Source organism: Arenibacter sp. F26102 (assembly GCF_023015865.1).
In the GTDB taxonomy this organism is placed as follows: domain Bacteria; phylum Bacteroidota; class Bacteroidia; order Flavobacteriales; family Flavobacteriaceae; genus Arenibacter.
The window spans coordinates 285,466-302,245 of the sequence record NZ_JALKBC010000007.1; the positions used below are offsets into that span (position 1 = coordinate 285,466).

The window sequence follows — 16,780 nt, forward strand, 5'->3', positions numbered from 1 at the left end:
TTCAGGTAGCCTGAAACTAAAATTAAAAGCCTAATTAATTGTTAGGCCTAGTATTATTATGGAATATCAAAAAATAAATACAAAAATCTTCGCTCTGTTGTTTGTAATTTATTCGCAAACACTATTCGCCCAAGATCTAACATCTTATAAAGACCGAAAAAGTCAGGTTGTTAATTCACTTAAGGATGTTACTCTAGTTGAAAGGGGAAAACATGGCCTGCCCAAGGCCATTGCCCGACTTGAATCCGATCCATACGACGAGGCGGCATTGACCTATATTACCAACGACCTGGATAATCGATATCAAAGCATGTTCGACTTTCCTGGGATGGCCCTGGCACTATGTCGATACTGGGACAGCTTTAATGAAAAACAGTTGAAAAAGATTAAAAGGGATCTGGAAAAGTTGGCTAAATCGGATAAGCAGGGAGGGGAAGGCTTCTTAGGTCACGGTACTGAGAACCATGCCACTATGATGTGGTCCAGTGCCTATCTTTTTGGGCAGCTGTTCCCCGATGCCCGTTGGGCGAATGGCATGAGCAGTACGGAATTGATGGCCGATATGAAGGAGCGTTTGCGCAAGACCTTTAAAAACGTATATAATCACGGGTATGCAGAATACCTTTCCACTACTTATGAAGTGGTTATGAACTTCCCAGTAGAAATGTTAATGGAATATGCCGAGGATCCTGAAGTCAAAGCCATAGCCGAAGCGTTTATGCTTTATAAATGGTCCCTTTTGTCCTTGAACAATTTTGAAGGAACTATTTTGGCACCCTATGGTAGGATGAACACACAGCAGGATCATCTTTCCGATGAGAGTTATATCTCTGCCACTACCTATTACAATTGGTTGATGTGGGGCTGGGGCCCTGCAACGGGAAATGTGAAGTTGGATCAATTTGACGATTATCAGGAAGCAAGCTATACTATTTTTGCGGCGCTGTCCGGAGTGGTGCCCCCAAGCGTCTTTTTTCGCTTAGCTTCCAACGATTCTGCCCCGTTTGAACTAAAAACTTCGGCCTCCTCCTTTGGACCCTTTGGAACTGGAGTCCCTCACTGGATGATGCGCAAAGTATTTCGCAACAAGACCTATGCCATCGGGACAGGAAATTTTCGCTGGACACCCGGGGGTGATTATGCCGACCACGATGCCAATGGGTTCAACATTTCCTATCATAGCCCGGACCGATTTAATTATATCAATTGCTTTCACCCCTACTGGTATAGCGACGGTGACGAACAGGATCGCACCGCGGATACCTGGTATAAGGGGACCAACTCCCCCTTTCAACAGACCGCTCATTCCAAGAACACGGTGATCACACTCTTTAATATTCCGCAAAAGGATCCATGGGTCAACACTCCGAGTGAGACCAAATGGGCCTGGCGGGACGGCCATGCAGATAATCTGATAAAAAGGGGGATGTTGCGCTATCCGAAATCGGTAGATGAAAAAGTAGAGGAAAACGGCTGGATCTTTCTTCGGGAAGGAGATACCTATATCGGGATCAGACCCTTAAAAAGCTATTATGAACAGACCGATTTGAAAGGGAAAGGATTGGATGGTTTCAATATTGTGAAAAGCGATCACGCCCAGACTGGTTTTGTATTCGAACTCGGAAGTAAAAGTGAATCGGGTACCTTCGATAAATTTCGCCGAACCTTGAATAAAAATCGGCTTTCCATAGATTGGAAGAATATGAGGGTTACTTATACCGATAGTCAAAAGGAGAAACTACAGATTCAATATCAGGAAGGGCTGCCTATAGCCCCAGAAAATAAAATGCCGGAACATTTGTCTAGAAAGGGTATTAAAGGGATGGCAGAATCGGTTCCCGTTGTAAAAATCAAAAATAAATCAGAGTTAGGGTACCGCCAATGGCCAATGATAGAGAGTCCGTCTATTAATATGGATAATAGTATTCTAAAAATTGATGATGGTCAAACAGAAATCACGGTTAATTGGCAAGGAAACATTCCGGTGATTACTGCAAATTGATGCATTTTATGAACAATAGATATAGGAAAATGAAGAAGCTTGTATTCCTGCTTATAGCTTTGTGTGGCGTGTTGATTGCCAAGGCAGAAGTTGTGCTACCAAACATATTCAGTGACAATATGGTGCTTCAAAGGGATACCCCCGTAAAAATTTGGGGCCAGGCGGATGCGGCCGAAAAAATAGAGGTCGCTTTCAACGGACAGGAACATAAAACTTTGGCGGACACCAATGGAAACTGGGAGATAACCCTAAAACCCATGGCTTTTGGAGGTCCATATTCGTTAAGCATACAAGGTAAGAATGCGATTGTGCTGCAAAATATTTTAATTGGTGACGTATGGATCTGTAGTGGGCAGTCCAACATGGAATTTTCAGTGAGACATGTTAAAGATGCTGAAAATGAGATATCTAAGGCCCATTATTCCAAAATTCGTTCTTTTAGGGTAAAGAGGAACATGGGCTATGATCCATTGGAGGATTTGGATGGGGCGTGGACGGAATGTAATCCTGAGACTGTGGGGCAGTTTTCAGCAGTTGGTTATTTCTTTGCCCGTAAGGTCTATGAAGATACAGGTATCCCCATAGCGCTGATTAATAATTCATGGGGAGGTACGCAAATTGAAACTTGGACTGATAGGGAAGTTTACAAGAAACTACCGGCAGAATATTGGGAACGCTATCCAGAAGGTGTTTTTGGCGTAGATCCAGTTAGGTTTGTCGCCTCTCAGGAAACTGCACAAAAATCATTTCAAGAAGCAAAGGGAATCAAGGATGACAGTAAGGAAGAAGGATATTTTTTTCCAACTAACATTTCCGATTATAAGACGTGTAAAATGCCCCTGCGATGGGACCGCTCCGAGCTAAAGAACATTGATGGGGTCGTGTGGTTTTATACCACCATCCAATTACCTGCTAACGCCGTCCAAAATGATGGCATCCTCAATCTAGGTCCCATAGACCAAAAAGACAAGGTTTGGATCAATGGAAAAAGCGTAGGGGAATCGGAGACCTACATGGAGGAGCGTAGCTATAAAATCACTAAAGGTGTTCTAAAGGAGGGCAACAACACTATAGCGGTTAGGCTCGACGATAATGGTGGCAATGGTGGTTTTGCGGGCACTGAAGAAGACTTGTTCCTAAAACTTGATAACAAAAAATATTCCTTGGCAGACGATTGGACTTATAGAAAAGGGATTACCAGTGATATGTTCGGGTATGAGCCAAATGCCCGAAATTTATATCCTGGTCTCTTATACAACGCTATGATAAATCCATTACTGCAATTTAAAATAAAAGGGATACTCTGGTACCAGGGAGAACACAATGTTGGTAGGTCGCAGCAGTACAGAACCTTGTTCCCTTATTTGATTAAGGACTGGCGTAAAAAATGGGGAGTGGACCTTCCATTTTATTGGGTACAGCTCGCCAATTATTTGAGAATCGATGATAAACCTTCCAGGAGTACTTGGGCCGAACTCAGGGAGGCACAAACCAGTGCGTTGACACTTCCAAAAACTGGGGAAGCTGTGATTATCGACCTAGGGGAGGCAGAGGATATCCACCCTAAGAATAAACAGGATGTGGGGCAGCGTTTGGCATTGATAGCCTTGAACAAGGATTATGGTAAGAAACACTTGGTGTACTCCGGACCCACCTTTAAAGCTGTTAAATTCAAGAGAGGGAAAGGGGTGATTTCTTTCCGAAATGTAGGATCTGGACTGGTGACTTCCAATAATACAACTGAAGTAAAAGGTTTTGCCATAGCTGGAACAGATAAAAAGTTTGTCTGGGCCAATGCCATTATAATGGGAGATAAAATAATTGTAGAAAGTGACCAGATTAAGGAACCGGCCTTTATTAGATATGCTTGGGGAAATAATCCGGAGACCAATTTATATAACAAGGAAGGTTTACCGGCCCGCCCATTCAGGACCGATAACCCCAATAAATAATTTAACCTAGGATCTATCATGAAGCTAATGTTAAGCGTATGGCTGGTAGTTTTCCAAATATGGATAATACCTGCACAATCAGTGGTCCAAAACAACACTTCTGATTTGTTCGGACCTTATTTGACTGGTAAATCACCAATGATTATAAAAGATTTGGGTGAAGAAATTGAAAATGGAGTAAAACTAAGAAGGGTGATTTTTCATTCCTATAACTATCATGAGGCAGGAGAAGAGAAAAATGCCGAAATCTTTGCTGCCATTGCACGTCCCAAGCAAGAGGGTAAATACCCGGGATTATTAGTTTTGCACGGAGGTGCAGGATATGCCGAAATAGAGAAGGCGAAGAAATGGGCAGCTCTGGGGTATATTGTAGTTGTCTTGGATGAACCAGGTGTTGCTCATCCTGATAAAATACCAATGTCCCATGGCCCGTGGGAAAAATATAAATATGGCGAATATCGCTTTGTAGTAAAGCCGGAAGTTAAGTCTAGTACCTTATTTTCTGCGGTACTCGCTTCTGTTCAAGGGTTATATCTGCTACATTCCCAACCAGATATTATGGCCGATAAAATAGGAATAACGGGCATATCATGGGGCGGTTATTTGACCACTTTTGTATCTGGTCTGGCAAATTCAATGGTTACGGCATCCTTTTCTGTTTATGGCAGTGGTTATTATGATTATGGGTCCACCTTCCTAAAGAACTTGGACGACATGAATGCCAAAGATCGTAGAGACTGGCTAAAGCACTTGGATGCAGGAAGAGTAACCAAAAATATTGGAACTCCATTTTTTATTGCTGGTGCAGCCAATGACAATTGGTTCTACCCTCCTGCAGTATCCCAAACACTTATGTCGATGAAAGGGGATACCAACCACTTATTTGCCCCTAATAACTCACACAAAATAGAACTACCAGGAGGAACAAAGGGAAAAGCAGCGGAGGAGCCAGGTTGGTTGTCCATGGAGCGGCTCTATTTTGAATACCATCTTAAAGGAAAAGGGAATCCCCTTCCGAAAATTGTAAAGATTGAAACCGTAAAAATGAAAAATAGCAATTCCAAAATTCGGTTTAAGGTTACAGGTCCTGTGCCTTTTGAAAGCGCAAATGTGTGTTATAGCCCAGAAGGTAAGGATTGGCCAAAAAGAGTTTGGGAAATAGTTACCGCAACCGATTTGAAAAACGGATGGTATGAAGCGGAGATTCCTACAAAGGATTTGAAACGGAATATTTCTTGTTTCGCTTCAATTTCAGATTCCAGGCCGGTTACGGTCTCTAGTAAAATAGTAACCATTAAATGATTTATAAACTATAAAAAACACCATATGCATACTAATACACTAACCATTTTATTTTTAACACTTTTTACTTTTTCGGTATCCGGACAGAGCAATTACAATTTAAAAAAGTTTCCAGAGGGGAAAATGCCCCAGGAGATAGGCATGCGAATTGCTGAAAAGTTTCTGAACACTTCCCATTCGCAATACGGAAATACTAAGCCGCCAAAACCGCCAAAGCAAATTACCTATCCAGATGTGTGTACCTGGCTTGGGGGTATGTGGTTTGCCGAAGCAACAAAAAACAATAAGCTTTTTAGTCGATTTGAAGATCGTTTTCATCCCTTGTTAAATGAGGAGAAGAACTTACTTCCCAAGCCCAACCATGTGGACAATAATGTATTTGGGGCGGTTCCTTTGGAACTGTATCTGCAAACCGGGAAGCAAAAATACCTTGAACTGGGATTGAAATATGCAGACACCCAATGGATATTACCCAAGGATGCTAAGCCAGAAGAGGAAAACTGGGCAAAGAAAGGTTATTCTTGGCAGACCCGTATTTGGATCGATGATATGTTCATGATTACCGCAATACAGGCTCAGGCATATAGGGTTACAGATGATTCCAAATATATCGATAGGGCCGCCAAGGAAATGGTTTTGTACCTTGATGAAATACAATTGGATAATGGGTTGTTCTATCATTCTCCCGAAGCGCACTTTAGCTGGGGCCGAGGGAATGGATGGATGGCAGTTGGTATGGCCGAGATTCTTCGGATACTTCCAAAGAAGAACCCCAATAGAGAACGTATAATGGAAGGATACCACAAGATGATGTCAGCTTTACTGAAATATCAGGAAGAAGATGGAATGTGGCGACAGATCATTGACGATGAGGAAGCCTGGAAAGAGACTTCGGCTACGGCCATGTTTACCTATGCCATGATTACTGGAGTTAAAGAAGGCTGGCTGAATAAAAAAAATTACGGGACGGCGGCCAGAAAAGGTTGGTTGGCCCTAACCGACTATATCAATGCCGATGATGAGCTTACAGAGGTGTGTGCCGGTACGAACATTATGAACAGCAGGGAACATTATATGAACCGGCCACGCATTGTTGGCGACCTGCACGGGCAAGCACCTTTGCTCTGGTGTGCGACAGCTTTGGTAAGATAAATTTCATTTTTCAGTAATATAGAGGTAGTAGTATATGAGAAAGAAGATTATTCTAATTGGTTTGTTTCTAGGTACGGTTTCACTTGTTTTTTCACAGAAAAAGCGAATCACCTATAAACTGATCGAAGACCTATCCTATATCGATGTCTACGAAGGGGAAAAGGACGATTATATGAACGAGCGTTGCAAACTGGATATCTATTATCCCGAAAACCAAAAAGATTTTGCAACTGTTGTTTGGTTCCACGGTGGCGGACTCACAGGAGGGGAAAAATCCATTCCCAATGATTTGAAAAATAAAGGCAATGCAGTAGTTGCGGTCAATTATCGCATGCACCCCAAAGTGAAAAACCCTGTCTATATTGAGGATGCTGCGGCTTCGGTGGCCTGGGTATTTAGGAATATTGAAAAATACGGAGGTAATAATACAAAGATTTTCGTTGCCGGTCATTCGGCCGGGGGGTATTTGGCCAGCATGGTGGGCCTAGATAAAAGTTATTTGGCAAAGTACGGTATCGATGCCAATTCAATTGCCGGACTGATTCCCTTTAGTGGTCATACAATTACCCATATGACCGTGCGGAAAGAAAATGGTGTAGGCAACAAGCAACCGGTGGTAGATAAATATGCGCCCTTGTTCCATGTGCGTGCCGATGCTCCGCCATTGGTACTGATAACCGGCGACCGTGAAATAGAAATGTTGGGCCGCTATGAAGAAAATGCCTATATGTACCGGATGATGAAAGTTGTTGGGCATCAAGAGACCAGCCTTTATGAAATGCCTGGTTTCGACCACGGAACAATGACCTGGCCGGCCAGTCATATAATGCAAAAACATATTAAACAAATTTTAAAATCGAAACAAAACTGAAATTGAATAATCTAAATCTAATTATTCTATGAAAAACCTCAGAATCAATTTTTACTTAATTCTAATATTTGCATTTCTTACCCAGCCGGGTAAAGCCATTACGAATGACCTTCCGAATAAGGTAGCCGACACTGTCCGGATATTGACCATTGGCAATAGTTTTGCAGATAATGCCTGTAAATATTTGAAACAAATTACAGAATCAGTAGAAGGCAGCAATATTATTATTGGGAAGGCAAATATTGGGGGATGCTATTTGGAAAAACATGCAGACCTAATGAAGCAAAGTGAATCGGATCCAACACTTAGGCCACATAATGGCAAGAGCTTAAAAGAGTGGTTGTTAACGGATGATTGGGATATTGTTACCATTCAGCAGGTTAGCCATCTTAGTTTCAAGGCGGAAACCTACCAACCCTATGCAGATGAAATTCGGGATTACGTAAATAAATACGCGCCCCAGGCCAAAATTTATATTCATGAAACCTGGGCCTATGCCCCAGACTGCCCTCGTTTGAAGGGCTTTGGGATAACATCGGATCAAATGTTCCAAGGGCTGAAGAATAATTACGAAGTCCTTTCCGAACGTTACAATTCACCCATTTTACCATCTGGTGACGCCTTTAATAGATCTTTCAAGAAAACGGAAGAGATCGATCTTTGGAGCTCAAATGATCGGTTCCATGCCAACGAAAATGGTTGCTACCTTGCCGCCTGTGTTTGGTTTAAGGAGTTGTTTGGGAAATCACCAAAAAAAATAAAATTCAGACCAGAGCAAATATCGAAAAAAACGGCTCGATACTTAAGAAGGGTTGCTTCAAAGTAGATAGGTTCATTAAAGAAAAAATCAGGTATAACCAACTATCCAAAATATGAAACGTCGTAAATTTTTAGAAACAATACCACCAGTAGGATTGGGGCTTTTTGTTGTTCCGAATTTAACGCTTTGTTCTTCTCCCGACCAGTGGAAATTAAAAGAGGCAACTAGAGTTCCTTTGAGTGTTGTAGGTAGTTCTGCTAAAATTACTAGTGATAAAAGGATTGCATTTGGATGGTCTCCACACGTACTTAATCCTGATGACGAAGTGCTGTTGAAATCCAAGCAATTGCCCCGGGATGCATATGTTTTTTTACGCATGACCGTAGCGTTGGAAATGTGGGACCAGGCCATTTTACAGGTATATGTTCCGGATGAAGGGGAAACCCAGTTAGGGATTCTTGATATTAGGCATTCTTCGGTTCTGGTTCCTTATGAATTGAAGATTGATAGTAAACATATTCCTTTGATCAATAAATACGGCATAAAAGTAAAGCTTCTTACCTCCAAGCCTTTTGGTTTTTTTGAGCAATCCTCAACAGAAGGTAGTAATAATGTATTCACCCCGCATTTGCTATTGTCTCCTAGTGAAAAGGGTACAGTTCCTGATTTTTTAAATTGCTTTATGTCGATTGATTCGGTTCAGGCATTTGGTTGGCGGGAAGGTACCGTACTGGATGGCCTCTGGCAGTTGTATTCCTTGAAGAAAGAGGAGAGGGCATTGACGGCAATTAAGGATCATTTTGATTTGTTCTTTGAAGGGGAGAATTTAAAGTATGAAAACTCTAGGAACGACCCCAGAGATAACAGAATTGATGGAATAGAGTCCACCATTCCGTATGCAACCCTGGCCCGGATTCATCCGGACCACCCCATATTAAAAACGGTCATAGAGGCCTGGGATAGTTACGCCCAAGAAAATGGTATGGTCACCGATGGGCCTACGGTAACTGCCGAAGGATGTTATACTGTGGCCTACCCAATGGCCGTGATAGGCAAAGTATGGAATGATCCTGCTTTAAAAAAGAGAGCGCTCGAACAATTAAAACATCGATTTGTACTTATAGAAAATGGTAATCTAAATCTAAGGTACCATAGTGATAAGGGATCATATAGCTATAAGAACTGGGCACGAGGGGCTGCATGGACCTTACTGGGTTTTGCCAGAACACTATCCGAACTAAAAGGAGAAATTCAAGATCGGGAGATTATCAATAAATTCAAGGAAGGGGTAGATAATGCCATTTCTATGCAGAAGGCGAATGGATTATGGAATGGGTTTATGGATACGGATAATGCGCCCGATACCTCTGGGTCTGCCGGGATTTCCGCCGCTATTTTGATCGGGGTAAAGGAAGGTTTTTTGCCCATATCTTACGGGCAGTATGCTGAAAAGTGCTGGACGGCATTGCAAAACTATTTGACTCCTGATGGTCTTTTAAAGGAAGTTTCTCAGGACAATAGGGGTGGGCTACAATTACAACAGGGTAATTATAGGGTAATTGCCCAAATGGGAATGGGATTGATGGCCCAATTATATGCAAATAGGGAATAGCGACAGAATCAAAAAACAATAAAATAAAGAATTTATTATGCGACTAGCAGTAACAGTCATAATTCTATTATTTACAGGTGTCAGTATTTATTCACAGAATAATACTGATGTAAGCCTGTTTTTCAATAAGGACAGTACAAAATACCTGAATGAGGTAAGCTCTGAAACAGGGGATTTGTTCAATTATTTAGGGCATCATGGACCCGCTATAGAAAATGAATGGCTAGGTTTTAGAATGTATTTTAATAAAACAGGAGCTATTGATATTTACTCTAAAACAAAGGCTGGCCTAGAGTTGAGGAAAGCACGTTGGTACCCTACCACAGATCAGCAAAAAGATGGATGGGGGGCGGATTATTACAAAGTGGGCTATACCGTTGGCCTTGGCGGTATTCGATTGTGGGATGGAGAAGAGGTGGTGCCATTAAATCCCATAAGTAAAAGAACTGGACGCGTGGTGAAGGAGGGAACGATTTCTTATATGGAAATGCTTTCAGAAGGAGTTCCGTATAAAAATACCAAGGTGGATATATTGGTAAGGGTAACCGTTTTTACAGGTATTCGAAAAGCTAAAGTTGAAGCATTTGCGTTGACTTCCGATGAGGTGCAATTTGTTACAGGGATTAATTATCATGCGGGTCAAAAAGTAAAAAACGAATCGGATTATATTATAACATGGGGCTTACATCCTGAAGATGTGGCTTTGGAAAAAATAGAACTTGGGGCAGCACTGTTATTTGATTCTAATGATTTTGATCAAAAAATACAGGAAGAAGATCAATACCTGTTGGTCTCAAAACCCACAAAACAAATCGAGAGTTGGATAATTTCTGCCAACACAAAGGAATCGGATATCAATACTTTTGAGAAGTTTGTAGCGCTAATCGATAAGGAATCCCAGTACTAATCAAGGACCCTAAATAAAATAAATGATAAAGGGGGTTTAAAGAGTATTGATTAACCAATTTCTGCCGTTTCCCCATAGATTTTCTATTTCAGATAAATAGGTATCATAGGTAAATCTCAAAAGTTGTATTTAAATGGCATGGATATTATTCTTTTTATGTCCTATGAGGGAGGTATTGCCTAGAAAGAAAAGTAAAACAGTAATGACCAAAATAAACATTAATACTATAATAATTATATGAAGCATTTATTAGTATCCTTTTTTGCCTTTTGGCTTTTAATGGGTTGTAATTCTGACAAGTCTAAATTAGATAAAGAACGGCCTAGGGAAGTCTGGGTTTTTAGATCGGTTTTGGATGAAAGACCACGAATGGCTACAGCAGCGCTAAACGACAACCTTTGGGTTGCCTATGATACCCAAACCGCAACCTTATATAAGGCTTGGAACGGAGGAGTATTTTTTGATGGAGCAGTTTATACCACAAAGCACGGACCCCAACCTACCAGTTTGGGTTATGCCTATTTTTCACATAACGAGGAATGGGTGCTTTGGAAAGATGGTGGTCAGATTACTCCGATAATACAGTACAAAGGCCATAGGTTTAAGGATGGGGAAGTAATTTTTAAAGTTGAACTAAGAACTCCAGAAGGGGATATTATTTTGGTAGAGGAATCACCTAGATACCAGCGTAAAGGAGATAAAAACGGATTGGTCAGGTATTTTACGGTGGCCAACCCTACAGATTATCAAGTGGGCTTGAGTACGGTTATTACCTCTCTTGAAGATGAAGGTGATTTTTCCACAGATGGTACGTTTGGAGAAATAATCAAGGAAATTATCACCTTTGAGGATGGTGAATTTTTTGAAATTGAGGGAACCCTTCTTTTGAACAAAACCAACACAGAACTAAGTATCCTTTTTCATCCAGGTTTTGATAAACTCCAAAGGAAGGCAATAGCTTCCGGGTCCGATCAGGACACACAGAAAACGGGTATAGCTCTAGTGGCGATGAACGATTGTGTCGCCTGTCACAACGAAACGGAAAAAACTGTTGGACCTTCATATATGAGCATTGCGGAAAAATATGGGGATGATACGGGAACGATTGAAAAATTAGTAGGCAAAATAAGATCGGGCGGAAGTGGTGTCTGGGGCCAGGCGGTGATGACCCCACATCCGGATCTGGATGATAATGATCTGGAGGACATGGTGAAATATATCCTTGCCTTGGATGACAATGGCAATAATGACTCCGAAGGAAACCCCATAAAATATACCCTGGGAGAAAAGTCGAATCCATTGAAATTCGAGTCGGATATGGAGCCAAAAAATGGTACCGGCCTTGTGGCCCATCTTTATGTCAAAGATCCCAATGACAAGGATAGGAAATATACCGAAGCCCCTATACAGAATGGGGTGACCAGCAGTGTCCATGTCCTTTCTGCCCAAGACTTTGGTAGTCATAACTCGGATATAAAAATTGTTTTTCAAGGCCAGATCACCGTAGAAAAGGAAGATAGTTATGTGTTCAGGTTGATTAGCGATGATGGTTCACAACTTTATATTGATGATAAACTGGTTGTTGATAACGGGGGCGCCCATGCTTTTCAGGCAATAGACGGCGAAACCTATCTCAAGGCGGGAAAGCATACGATAAAGATAGATTTTGAACAAGGTGGTGGAGGCGCTGCCGTCTCCTTACAATGGTTCGATAAAAAAAGCAACATGTTTACCGTTGTCCCGGAGGAAGTACTTTCCTATTCTTCCAAAGATTTTATAAAATCCGAACCATTGCCACCTCCCCCTCCACAAGAGGTAAATAAGCCAGGGGATAAGGCATCCCTGGCTGCTGTCCACCCTTCCTTTTCCTTATACGACATGAGGCCCGATGGTTTTGAGCCAAGGGTAGGGGGGATGGACTTTAAGTCGGACAGCACCCTTGTTCTAAGTACCTGGGATGCCGATGGCTCGGTTTATTACATTAAAAATTACTTGGCCAAGGACCGAAATGACATCGAGGTTAAAAGAATAGCTACAGGCCTGGCCGAACCCTTGGGCGTTAAAGTGGTGGGCAATGAAATATACGTGTTGCAGAAACACGAGCTTACAAGGCTTATGGACCATGATGGTGATGAGGTTATAGATGAGTACGAGACAGTTAGTAATGATTGGGGGGTATCCGGCAATTTTCATGAATTCGCATTTGGTCTAGCTTTTAAGGAAGGGTATTTCTATGCCACATTGGCAACCGCTATTATGCCTGGTGGGGCAAGCGCTGACCCGCAGATCAAGGATAGGGGCAAGGTGGCTAAAATAAATCCAATGGATGGTACAGTCGAATTTATAGCGTCGGGCCTTAGGACACCTAACGGAATAGGGTTTAATGAAGATGAAGAGATTTTTGTAGCAGATAACCAAGGGGATTGGCTACCTGCTTCTAAGATAGTCCATATAAAAAAGGGGGAATTCTACGGGTCCCGGTCGGTAGATTTTGATGGTACCAAAGATTTGAAGGAGAAACTTCCTGTGGTTTGGTTGCCTCAGGACGAAATAGGAAATTCTCCCAGTCAGCCTACCTACTTAAACCTAGGCCCCTATAAAAACCAACTGATACATGGTGAAGTTACCCATGGAGGAATCAAGAGGGTTGCCTATGAAGAGGTTGAGGGTCAATTACAGGGGAGCGTATTTAGGTTTTCGCAGGGTATCGAGGCTGGTGTAAATAGATTGGTGTGGGCCCCAGATGGTTCGTTGATTGTGGGAGGCATAGGTGTCTCGGGCAATTGGGGGCATTATGGAAAGCTTAAACATGGACTCCAGCGTTTGGAATATAACGGTAGTTCCACATTTGAAATGCTACGGATAAATGCGCTTTCCAATGGCTTTGAAATTGAGTTGACAGAACCATTGGCCAAAAATATCACTTTAAATCCCGAGCATTTGGAAGTGGAAACCTGGTATTATTTACCCACCCCAGAATACGGAGGCCCTAAACTGGGGAAAGCCGACATGAAATTGTCACGGATACAATTATCCAAAGACCGTAAGAAGGTATTTGTGGGTTTAAATGGATTGAAGGAAAATCATATGGTTTATTTTCACTTGAATCCTGAATTAAAAAGTGACTCTGGGAAGAGTTTGTGGACTACCGAGGCTTGGTATACCCTGAACAAAATACCCAAAGAGAGGTCGGTAAAAGAAAAGGACTATTAGTTATAGGTCTGTTTAATTATGCCTTGATTAGGAGAACTTGTTCAAAGCAAGTATCTGTAAAGGGCGGATTGATTTTATAAATAAAAAAAGTTCAAGTAAAAAATTATTAAAATAAGTTGTTAAGTTAGTTAAGAGAAGAGGGGTTCCGGAGTATTGGAACCCTTTTTTATAAACTAAATTGGTTAAGAAATGAAGGCGGCGAAGGAAATTAACTCTTACTAAATCAGCCCCATGCTGGAAGCTATATAAACTAGATGGGTAGTATTGGTGGCATCGAAATAGTCCTTTAATTTACTAATATTGGCCTCAATAGATCTTATGCTATTGGGCGAAATGCCGTCTTCTTTGAGTAATATGCTAATTTCATTCTGTTTATAACCTATGGCCAATAATGACAATAATTTTTGGTCATAATCATTTAATTCCAAGGTGTTTTTTTGTTGTAGAGCGACTGTCGCTATGGGGCAGGTGTAGGTTTCATTGTTGGCAATGGCTTCAATGCTGTTTTGAAGTTCCTTGAGTCCGTTCAGTCCCTTGCAAACATAACCATCAATTTTTTGGTCTTCAAATAAAGATTTTATGGTGTTGTGGTCGTCCTCCACAGAAAAAACAACAATCTTTATTTCTGGGTAAAATTCTTTTATAGCCCTAATAAGTTCTTGGCCGTTTTGAAGTTTTTTTTTATTTCTTGCATCGTTGAAGGACAAATCGGTTATTAAAAGTCCAAAAGGCATGCCATCCAGGATTGCCCTTTTCAATTTCAAAAGGGCCTCATCACAGTATTGGGAGTGGCCAATATTGGTGTAGCCAAATGATTTAAGCATTGTGGTAACCCCTAAATTATTGCTGTCTATATCCTCAGATACAAATATTCTATCAAATCGCATATGAATTTTTAAATGGCAAATGTTATTGTAGCAGTGACACCTTCGTTTGGTTTTGAATCGAAATTAATATTTCCGTTTATACCATTCATGCGGTTTTCCACATTTTTAAGGCCATTTCCTTGATAATTCTCCGAAGTATTAAATCCTACCCCATTGTCCACATACTTTATAACAACCTGTTTATTGTTCTTGGTGCAGGTTAGGGCGACCATGGAAGCCTGACTATGTTTCTTCATGTTTACCAGTAATTCTTGCAGTACCCTATATACTTCAATTTTAGCTGCTGCAGATACGTTGTCCCAAAAATCCGAAGCCAGTTCCTTTGTTATTAATTTAGTTTTGGGTGAGCTATAGGAATTAAGAAGGGCCAAAAATTCCTTTCCAAAATTTTCACCTGTATTAATGGCCGTATATTCCTTACTGATATCCCTTATTCTTTTATAAATACTGTTTAAGCCTTCCAGAATTATGACCTTTTCTGAAGTTACTATTTCCCGTGGGTCTCTTTGTACTTGCGTCATAAGGTAAAAAATGTCATTGCCAAGTTCATCGTGCAATTTTTTTGAAAGGCGTAGCTCGGTCTTGTAGGCCATCTCCAACTGCTCCTTTTTTTTCTGCTGATTTTTATAAAAGACCACAAACACAATGACAATAATTGAGATTACTGTGGCGGCCAAAGCCATAATATTCTGTTTTTCTTTAATGGCAACTTGGGCCAGTAGCAAAAGGTTTCTTTTTTCTAAAGTGTCGTTGTCATATTTCGTAGCAGCATAAATAGAGCGAACGGCCTGTTTTGTTTTTTCAAGCTTGTTCTGCACCTTGGAATAATAGATAGCCTCCTCGGAAACATCCTGTCCTAAGGATTTTTTTAGGGGTAATAGTAAATCCAAAGCTTCCAAAATAGCGACGGAATTATTTAGTTTTTTCGAGTTGGTAAGGGCTTTTTGGGCATAAGTCAATGCCAAAGGTTTATTGGTTTCAAAATAATATTCTGCTAAATGAATGGTACTGGATATTAATCCGGAAACCGTATTTAATTCTTGCCGTATTTCTAAGGAGTTTAAGAGGAGGGACTCGCTCTGTGGGTTATTCTTATTTTCCAACCACATAAAATGGGCCATATTACAAATGGCGCGGGAATATTGAAATTGATTATTCCCTTTGGTACTTTGTGCTATGCTATCCAGTATGTCAAAGCTGGAATTGTATCTGTGCAGTGCCGCCAGGATATTAGCTCTTGTGATGGTAATGGCCGACAGATTTTCCGTTGTTATGACTGAGGAGGGATGTGTGTTTAGCAAACTAAAAATTTTGTCGTTCCAGCGGAGGGATTCTTTATTGTTTCCCAATTCTTTCTGGCAGACCGAAATTGTTAGGTACAGACCAGTGGTAGATTCTATTTCATTGGAGCCTTCCAGATATTTCAGACCCTCAGTTGCGGTAATCATACCTCCATTATAATCGCCCAAGCTTTTCTGAATGTTGGCCAAATCCAGCAATCGGTCTCCAGCACCTATACTGTCATGTAACTTTAAATTCATGGAATAGGATTTATCAAAATAAAAGTAGGCGGAATCCAATTGGTCCAAACTTTTAAAATAATATCCCTGCCTCCAATAGGCATTGATAATATAACTACTATCCGATGCCAATTGGGCTTGCTTGAGTAATTTCTTGGAATAGACAATAGCTTTTTGGTAGTCCTTCTTTTTTGCAAAAACTCCAATTTCTTTTATGAGTAGTGCTAATGAATCTATTTCCGTTTGTACAGAAAAGGAGGAAAGGTTGGTGGGATGTGCCGGGATACTTTCAGAGGTAATACCTGCTAGACAACAATTGTAAATAAGGACAAAAATAAGTGACAGGACAAACTTAAATTTCATCCCTCCAAAATACAAAAAGGGATTACAATTAAGAACGCTTTTTATCATAATTAGAGATTTTCCGACCCACCTATTTGCCTCATCGTCTTAAGATGGCCTTCAACGCAGCAGAAGATGGAAGGGGTATGAATGAGACGCATGTCTGCCAACTAAGGCATGCTCACATAGGTGGGTGTAAACACTCCAGTTTTATTACAAGTAGCCGGTATTGAACAATAGCTTTTTCGTTTAGTGCTTAA

Annotated in this window: 11 protein-coding genes; 9 read left to right on the forward strand and 2 right to left on the reverse strand. The window is 41.0% G+C overall.

Features of this window, described 5'->3' with window-relative positions:
* Positions 1 to 97: 97 nt before the first annotated feature.
* From MWU78_RS12570 to MWU78_RS12610, 9 genes are all read left to right on the forward strand, one after another.
* A complete protein-coding gene (locus MWU78_RS12570) occupies positions 98 to 2,002 on the forward strand; it encodes a hypothetical protein (RefSeq protein WP_246998219.1) in 1,905 nt (634 codons plus the stop codon).
* Positions 2,003 to 2,010: 8 nt separating this feature from the next.
* On the forward strand, positions 2,011 to 3,954 hold the full coding sequence (locus MWU78_RS12575; RefSeq protein WP_246998220.1) for a sialate O-acetylesterase: 1,944 nt from the start codon (positions 2,011 to 2,013) through the stop codon (positions 3,952 to 3,954).
* An 18-nt stretch (positions 3,955 to 3,972) separates the two neighbouring features.
* Positions 3,973 to 5,256: a dienelactone hydrolase family protein gene (locus MWU78_RS12580; RefSeq protein WP_246998221.1), complete on the forward strand. Its 1,284-nt coding sequence runs from the start codon at positions 3,973 to 3,975 to the stop codon at positions 5,254 to 5,256.
* Positions 5,257 to 5,280: 24 nt separating this feature from the next.
* On the forward strand, positions 5,281 to 6,408 hold the full coding sequence (locus tag MWU78_RS12585; protein WP_246998222.1) for a glycoside hydrolase family 88 protein: 1,128 nt from the start codon (positions 5,281 to 5,283) through the stop codon (positions 6,406 to 6,408).
* 34 nt (positions 6,409 to 6,442) lie between these two features.
* Positions 6,443 to 7,279, forward strand: coding sequence for an alpha/beta hydrolase (locus tag MWU78_RS12590; RefSeq protein ID WP_246998223.1), 837 nt, complete (start codon positions 6,443 to 6,445; stop codon positions 7,277 to 7,279).
* 28 nt (positions 7,280 to 7,307) lie between these two features.
* Entirely contained in the window at positions 7,308 to 8,105 is a 798-nt protein-coding gene (locus tag MWU78_RS12595) for a DUF4886 domain-containing protein (RefSeq protein ID WP_246998225.1), read from the forward strand.
* A 46-nt stretch (positions 8,106 to 8,151) separates the two neighbouring features.
* A complete protein-coding gene (locus MWU78_RS12600) occupies positions 8,152 to 9,651 on the forward strand; it encodes a glycoside hydrolase family 88 protein (protein WP_246998227.1) in 1,500 nt (499 codons plus the stop codon).
* Between the two features lie 37 nt (positions 9,652 to 9,688).
* Positions 9,689 to 10,558, forward strand: coding sequence for a DUF4861 family protein (locus MWU78_RS12605; RefSeq protein WP_246998229.1), 870 nt, complete (start codon positions 9,689 to 9,691; stop codon positions 10,556 to 10,558).
* 237 nt (positions 10,559 to 10,795) lie between these two features.
* Positions 10,796 to 13,771, forward strand: coding sequence for a PA14 domain-containing protein (locus MWU78_RS12610; RefSeq protein WP_246998231.1), 2,976 nt, complete (start codon positions 10,796 to 10,798; stop codon positions 13,769 to 13,771).
* 218 nt (positions 13,772 to 13,989) lie between these two features.
* On the opposite strand, the gene MWU78_RS12615 is transcribed toward MWU78_RS12610, so the two are convergent.
* Positions 13,990 to 14,658 (reverse strand): response regulator, encoded by a 669-nt coding sequence (locus tag MWU78_RS12615; protein ID WP_246998233.1) that lies wholly within the window; start codon positions 14,656 to 14,658, stop codon positions 13,990 to 13,992.
* A gap of 8 nt (positions 14,659 to 14,666) precedes the next feature.
* Positions 14,667 to 16,589, reverse strand: coding sequence for an ATP-binding protein (locus tag MWU78_RS12620; protein WP_246998235.1), 1,923 nt, complete (start codon positions 16,587 to 16,589; stop codon positions 14,667 to 14,669).
* Positions 16,590 to 16,780 lie beyond the last annotated feature (191 nt).